The following is a 6,360-nucleotide window of genomic DNA, read 5'->3' on the forward strand; positions in this document are numbered from 1 at the left end:
GACCTCCTGACCACCGCTTGAGGGTGGCCCGGCCGTCAGCCCCCGACGGGGAGGACCAGCACGCGCAGCAGCCGGTCGGCCTCGGCGTCGGGGTCCGCGGTGAGCCCGGTGTGCACCGGGCCGGGCTGGATCACCGTGCTGCGCGGCGCGGTGAGCCAGCGGAAGCGCGAGCCCAGGGCCTCGCGCCCGGCGGCACCCGCGCCGGGTTCGGCGGAGCAGACGTCGGTGGCCGCCCGCAGCGCCCGCGCGATGGCTGCGGCATCGGCGGTGGGGTCCAGGGCGCGCAGCCGGTCGGGATCCAGGTGCACCCGCGAGCCGAGGTAGTCGCGCTGCCGGCAGTAGACGAGGACGCCGGCGTTGAGCGACTCGCCCCGCTCGACGCGGGGCACGACGCGCAGGACCGCGTACTCGAACGTGTCCCTCGAAGGCATGCCCGTCATCGCTGGCTCATCCCTTCCGGCGGCGGCGGGCCGAGCCAGCCGGGGCGGTTCTCCCCCACGCGCGGGCGCCGCCGGCCGGCGCCACCCGCAGCGGCGGCGCTCACCAGACCCGGCAGCCACGCGTCCCGGGCTGCCAGCCGCGCCAGCAGCTGGCCGATGTAGCGGTTGCGGACGGCGTGCGCCGGGTCCTCCGGCGTCTCGCCCTCCAGCCACTCGTCGGGCACCTGCGCCAGGACGCCCTCGAGCAGCGGCCGGGTGACGCGCGCGGCCAGTGCCGCATCGGCCGCGGGCACGTCCGGAGCGCACTCGACCAGGGCGTGGGTGGAGGCGTCGTAGGGCCGGGTGACGGCCGCCTCGGCGCCGGGCCAGTGGTGGTGGAACGTCAGGGCGGCGCCGTGGTCGATGAGCTGGAGGCGGCCGTGCCAGAACAGCATGTTGGGGTTGCGCCAGGAACGGTCGACGTTGCCCACCAGCGCGTCGAACCACAGCACCCGGCCGGCGGTCTCCGGGTCGACGCCGTCGGCACCGGCCTCGAAGTCCAGCGCGCCGGGCAGGTAGTCCAGGCCGAGGTTCCGCCCGGCGGAGCGCTGCAGCAGCTCCTGCACCTCGTGGTCGGGCTCCCCCACCGCGAGCTCCGGTGCGACGTCGACGGTGACCAGGGCCGGTACCGGCAACCCCAGCGCACGGGCCAGCTCACCGCAGACGATCTCGGCGACCAGCACCTTCACGCCCTGCCCCGCCGCTCGCCACTTCACCACGTAGGTGCCCAGGTCGTCGGCCTCCATGAGCCCAGGCAGCGACCCACCCTCGCGCAGCGGGGTGACGTAGCGGGTGGCGGTGACGGCGGGCAGCACAGTGCGGCCAACCTACGCCCGCGGCCCGCCGGGCCCGGTGCGCGACGCAGCCCCGGCCACGGAGGCCACCCGCCAGGGGGACCCCCGCCCCGCCGCGCTCAAGCCGCCGCCGGCGCCCGCCGATTCCGCGAGGAGAGGACGTCGACAGGGGGTACGCGTGGACCTGCACGCCGGGACGGGCGGCATCGCCGCGCTCCGCACCCGTGTCCTGCGCGAGGCTGCGGTCGTCGTCCTGGTCACCGCCGCGTTCACCGCGGCGAGCGCGTACGGGGACTGGCCCGAGATGATCACCGGCCCCGCGGACGACGTCGTGCTGGTGCTCGCCTTCTCGCACCTGCTGATGATGGTGTTCGGCAAGCGCCGGTCCGACGAGCTCAAGGCCGAGGTGGCGTCCCGGCGGGCCGCCGAGCAGGAGCTGCGGCACCGCGTCCGGCACGACGAGCTGACCGGGCTGCTCAACCGGTCGGGCCTGATCGACGAGGCGGCGGCGGCGGTGGCCGCCTCCGCCGCGGGCGGGCCCCCGACCGCCGCGATCCTGATCGACCTGGACCGGTTCAAGGAGGTCAACGACACCCTGGGCCACCACGTCGGGGACATGCTGCTCCGGTCGGTGGCCGGCCGCCTGACCGAGGAGCTGCGCGACGACGCGGTGCTGGCCCGGCCCGGTGGCGACGAGTTCGTCGTCCTGCTGCCCGGCTGCGGACCCGAGGAGGCCGAGCAGGTGGCCGGACGGGTCCTGCGGGCGCTCCGCCGTCCGTTCGCCGTGGACGGCCTCCTGCTGGAGGTCGACGGCAGCTGCGGGCTGGCCGTCGACGGGTCCGACGTGGCCGAGCTGTTCCGGCACGCCGACGTCGCGATGTACGCGGCCAAGGCCGACCACCTGGGGATCGCGGTCTACCGCCCGTCCCTCGACGCCGAGGCCCCGGAACACCTCACCCTGTTCGGCGACCTGCGCCGCGCCATCCGGGAGGGCGAGCTGGTCGTCCACTACCAGCCCCGGGTCGCCCTGGCCGGCGGGCGGGTGCTCGGCGTCGAGGCGCTGGTCCGGTGGCAGCACCCCGTGCACGGACTGGTGCCACCCGCCCAGTTCGTCCCGCTGGCCGAGCAGACCGGCCTCGTCCAGCCGCTGACCGAGGCGGTGCTGGACCAGGCCCTCGCCGCGTGCCGCCGGTGGCACGACCAGGGGCTGCGGCTGACCGTGAGCGTCAACCTGTCGGCGCGCAGCCTGCTCGACGTGGGCCTCCCCGACCGGGTGGCCGAGCTGCTCGCCCGGCACGAGCTCCCGGCGGACCGCCTGGAGCTGGAGATCACCGAGAGCGCGGCCATGAAGGACCCCGTCCGGGCTCTCGACGTGCTGCACCGGCTCCGCGACCTCGGCCTGGAGCTGTCCGTCGACGACTACGGCACCGGGCACGCCTCGCTGGCGTACCTGAGCCGCCTGCCCGTGAGCACGCTGAAGATCGACCGTTCCTTCGTGCAGACCATGGAGCTGGACGCCAGCGACCGGACCATCGTGCGGTCGACCATCGACCTCGCGCACAGCCTCGGCCTGCGCGTGGTGGCCGAGGGCGTGGAGACCCGGGCCACCTGGGACGAGCTCGCGGTCCTGGGCTGCGACGCCGCCCAGGGCTACTGGCTGGCCCGGCCGCTCCCGGAGGCGGAGCTCCTCGGCTGCGTGGCCGAGCTGCGGCACCGGCTCGCCGCACCGCGGCCCGTCTGACCGCGCGGCGGGGCAGACTGGCCGCGTGGGCCTGTTCCGTACGACCGATCCCGCCACCCTCCTCGACGCTCCCTTCACCTACGCCGAGGTGGGCGCCACCGGCGACGACCTGCTGCCGACCGGGTACCACCTGGCCGAGCACTCGGCGGTCGTCGGCTCCGGCCCGGCCACGCTGGACCGGGCGGCGGCCGCCGTCTTCGACTGGCGGGCCCAGCGGAGCGTCGGGCTGCGGATCAGGGCCACCGGTCCGGCGAGCACGCCCGGCACCGTGGTCGTCCTCACCGCCGGGCTGCCCCGGCTCGGCTACGACATCCCCTGCCGGGTGGTGTGGGCGAGCACCGAGGGCGACGAGCGCGGCTTCGCCTACGGCACGCTGCCGGGCCACCCGGAGAGCGGCGAGGAGCGGTTCACCGTGCGGCTCACCGAGGACGGCGACGTCGTCTACACGATCCGCGTCTTCTTCCGGCTGGCCTCGCCCGCGGCGCGGCTGGCCGCGCCGTTGAGCCTGGTGCTGCAGCGCGCGGCCACCGCCCGCTACGTCTCGGCGATCCGCCGGGCCACCGCCGGCTAGACGTCCCGCCGCTCGAGCAGGACGACGCCCAGCACCCAGGCCGCCGCCGCCCAGGACGCGAGCACCAGCAGCCCGGTCTGCCAGGGGGTCTGCACGGCGAGGAACGCGTCCTCCCCCACCCGCAGCGCCGGCACGAACCGGCCGATCCGGTCGCCGGCCGACGTCTCGGAGATGGCCAGCAGCGGGTGCAGCAGGAAGAGCACCCCCAGGGCCACGCCCAGCGCTCCCGCCGACGAGCGCAGCAGCGCCCCGAGGCCGAGCGCGAGCACCCCGGTCAGCGTCGCGGCCGCCACCTGCACCCCCAGCTGCCGGAGCACGCCGGGATCGGTGAGCGGGATGCCGCCCTCGACCGCGGTGAGCCGGGTCGCGGCGAACCAGCAGAACAGCGCGAGCGCCGACGACAGCAGCACGCACCAGGCGCCGACGACGACGGTCTTGGCCAGCAGCAACCGGCCCCGCCGCGGCACCGACGCGAACGACGCCAGCACCATCCCCGTGCGGAACTCCCCGGTGACGGCGAGGACGGCCAGCACCACGAGCACGATCTGGCCGAAACCGAACCCGGTGAGCGCGGAGCCGACCGCGAGGTAGGGCTCGGGAGCGGACTCGGTGATCGCGGCGCCGAACCAGCCGCCCGCACCGACCACCAGCAGGTACAGGGCGGTGCACCACCAGGTGGAACGCACCGAGCGCAGCTTGGTCCACTCGCTGACCACCACCGAGCGGAACGGCACCCTGCGGCTCACCGCGCCACCGCCCGGTACTCGACGTCGTCGCCGGTCAGCTCCAGGTAGGCCGCCTCCAGCGACGCGGTGATCCGGGAGAGCTCGTGCACCCGGGCACCCGTGGCGAAGGCGACGTCCCCCACGGCCTCGGGGTCGAGACCCTCGACCCGCAGCGCCCCGTCGATCTCCAGCTCGACGGAGCCGCCCGCGCGCTGCAGCGCCGAGGCCAGCAGCGGCGCCTGCGGGCTGCGCACCCGGACGGCCGCGTGCGCCCCCAGCAGGTCGGCCATCGGGACGTCGGCGAGCAGCCGGCCGCGGCCGAGGACCACCAGGTGGTCGGCGGTGTCCTCCATCTCGCTCATCAGGTGGCTGGAGACCAGCACCGTGCGGCCCTCGTCGGCCAGCAGCCGGAGCAGCTCGCGGACCCAGCGGATGCCCTCGGGGTCCAGGCCGTTGACCGGCTCGTCGAGCAGCAGGACGTCCGGGTCGCCCAGCAGCGCCGCCGCGATCCCCAGCCGCTGCGCCATGCCGAGGGAGAAGCCACCCACCCGGTCGTCGGCGACGGGCTCCAGACCGACGAGCTCGATGACCTCGTCCACCCGCGCCCAGGGCAGGGCGTTGCTCTGCGCCAGGCACAGCAGGTGGGCGTAGGCGGTGCGGCCGGGATGGCGGGCGCGCGGGTCGATGAGGGCTCCCACGCGGCGCATCGGCCGGGCCAGCTCCCGGTAGGGGCGGCCGAGCACCGTCGCCGTCCCCGCCGTCGGCCGGGTCAGTCCCAGGATGCAGCGCATCGTGGTGGTCTTGCCCGAGCCGTTCGGCCCGAGGAAGCCGGTCACCCGGCCGGGCTCGATCGTGACCGTCAGCGCGTCGACGGCGACGCGCGAGCGGTACCGCTTCGTCAGGCCGCGCACCTCGATCACGCCGGCCAGCATGGCCAACGCGTCGGCGCGGACGTCGGAGGCGCGCGCCTAGTGACCGTCCGCGACGGCCGCCCGCTCCCTCTCGATGAGGTCCTTGCTGCGCACCAGCCGCAGCAGCGTGACCACCAGCAGACCACCGGCCATGTTGAGCAGCGTCGTGTACCAGAACCAGCCGAGCCAGTCGCCGTAGTCGAACGGCCCGCCGGCGTGGATGCCGGCGAAGATGATCAGCGAGTCGAGGATCGAGTGGAACAGCACGAGCCCGGCGAGCACGAACGCCCCGGCGACGGCGGCGACGATCTTCCCCGCCTCGCTCTCCGCCCCCTGCTGCATGCGGGTCATCAGCGTGATCGAGCTGCCGGCGAGGAACGCCAGGGCCATGGACTGCAGGTCCAGCGGGGCGTCGACGAACTCGGTGGCCGACTCGATCGCCGTCTCCCCGAGCTCGGGCAGCGCGAGCACCACGACCCACATGACCAGCCACCCGCCGACGAGGTTGGCCACGAGGGTGCCGCTCCACAACCGGGCCAGCTGACCGATCCGGGCACGGCCGGCGACCACCGCCGTCACCGGCACCAGGAAGCCCTCGGTGAACAACTCGCTGCGCGCCAGCAGGAGGGCGATGAAGCCGATGCTGAACGCCAGGCCGGCCAGCAGGTGGCTGCCCGTCTCGGCGTACACCGCGAGCAGGGCGAGCACGCCGACACCGACCTCCAGGCCGCCGGCCAGGCCGGTGGTGAGCACCTCGCGCCAGGTGCGGTGCAGCCGCTGCGCGCCCTCGCCGACGATGCGGTCGAAGGCCTCCACCACCTCGTCCTCGACGGGGGCGTCGCTGCTGCCGAGCTCCTCCCGGGCGCTGCGCTCGGTGGCGGCCTCCTCCTCCTGCGCACGGTCGTCGCGCGCACGGTCCTGCGGGGCGTGGTCCAGGGCCACGAGGCCTCCTCCGGCTCGCAGACGTCGACACCACGGCTCGGCGGCGCGTCCGCCAGCCGGGCTACCCCCGGCAGCACGCCCCACACCGAGTGCGCCGTCACCGGCCGGGCGCCGTCTAGTTGTTGCTCGTCATGACGTTGGTGACGCCGGTGTGGAGGCGTGAGGCGGGTGGTTGGTTCCCGGCAGCGGTGTGTGGT

At 75.2% G+C, this 6,360-nt stretch carries 7 protein-coding genes; 2 read left to right on the top strand and 5 right to left on the bottom strand.

Annotated features, from left to right (window positions below):
* Positions 1-35 precede the first annotated feature (35 nt).
* Together GCU60_RS12525 and GCU60_RS12530 are read right to left on the bottom strand one after the other, a co-directional pair.
* Complete coding sequence (locus tag GCU60_RS12525; RefSeq protein WP_163205665.1) at positions 36-431, bottom strand: DUF3037 domain-containing protein; 396 nt, start codon at positions 429-431, stop codon at positions 36-38.
* A gap of 5 nt (positions 432-436) precedes the next feature.
* A complete protein-coding gene (locus GCU60_RS12530; RefSeq protein ID WP_163205667.1) occupies positions 437-1,294 on the bottom strand; it encodes a HipA family kinase in 858 nt (285 codons plus the stop codon).
* A 157-nt stretch (positions 1,295-1,451) separates the two neighbouring features.
* Here GCU60_RS12530 and GCU60_RS12535 point away from each other — a divergent pair, with 157 nt between their 5' ends.
* The gene (locus GCU60_RS12535) at positions 1,452-3,014 is read left to right on the top strand and encodes an EAL domain-containing protein (RefSeq protein ID WP_163205669.1); all 1,563 of its coding nucleotides are present in this window, start codon (positions 1,452-1,454) and stop codon (positions 3,012-3,014) included.
* A 25-nt stretch (positions 3,015-3,039) separates the two neighbouring features.
* A complete protein-coding gene (locus tag GCU60_RS12540) occupies positions 3,040-3,585 on the top strand; it encodes a DUF1990 family protein (protein ID WP_163205671.1) in 546 nt (181 codons plus the stop codon).
* On the opposite strand, the gene GCU60_RS12545 is transcribed toward GCU60_RS12540, so the two are convergent.
* The 3 genes from GCU60_RS12545 to GCU60_RS12555 are packed head-to-tail and all read right to left on the bottom strand — an operon-like array spanning position 3,582 to position 6,163.
* A complete protein-coding gene (locus GCU60_RS12545; RefSeq protein ID WP_163205674.1) occupies positions 3,582-4,331 on the bottom strand; it encodes a hypothetical protein in 750 nt (249 codons plus the stop codon). The genes GCU60_RS12540 and GCU60_RS12545 overlap by 4 nt on opposite strands.
* Entirely contained in the window at positions 4,328-5,230 is a 903-nt protein-coding gene (locus tag GCU60_RS12550) for an ATP-binding cassette domain-containing protein (RefSeq protein ID WP_163205676.1), read from the bottom strand. The genes GCU60_RS12545 and GCU60_RS12550 overlap by 4 nt, the downstream gene beginning before the upstream one ends.
* A 48-nt stretch (positions 5,231-5,278) precedes the next feature.
* Positions 5,279-6,163, bottom strand: a complete 885-nt coding sequence (locus GCU60_RS12555) for a formate/nitrite transporter family protein (RefSeq protein WP_345770564.1) — start codon at positions 6,161-6,163, stop codon at positions 5,279-5,281.
* Between the last annotated feature and the right edge of the window lie 197 nt (positions 6,164-6,360).

The organism is Blastococcus saxobsidens, assembly GCF_010682065.1.
Lineage (GTDB): Bacteria > Actinomycetota > Actinomycetes > Mycobacteriales > Geodermatophilaceae > Blastococcus > Blastococcus saxobsidens_B.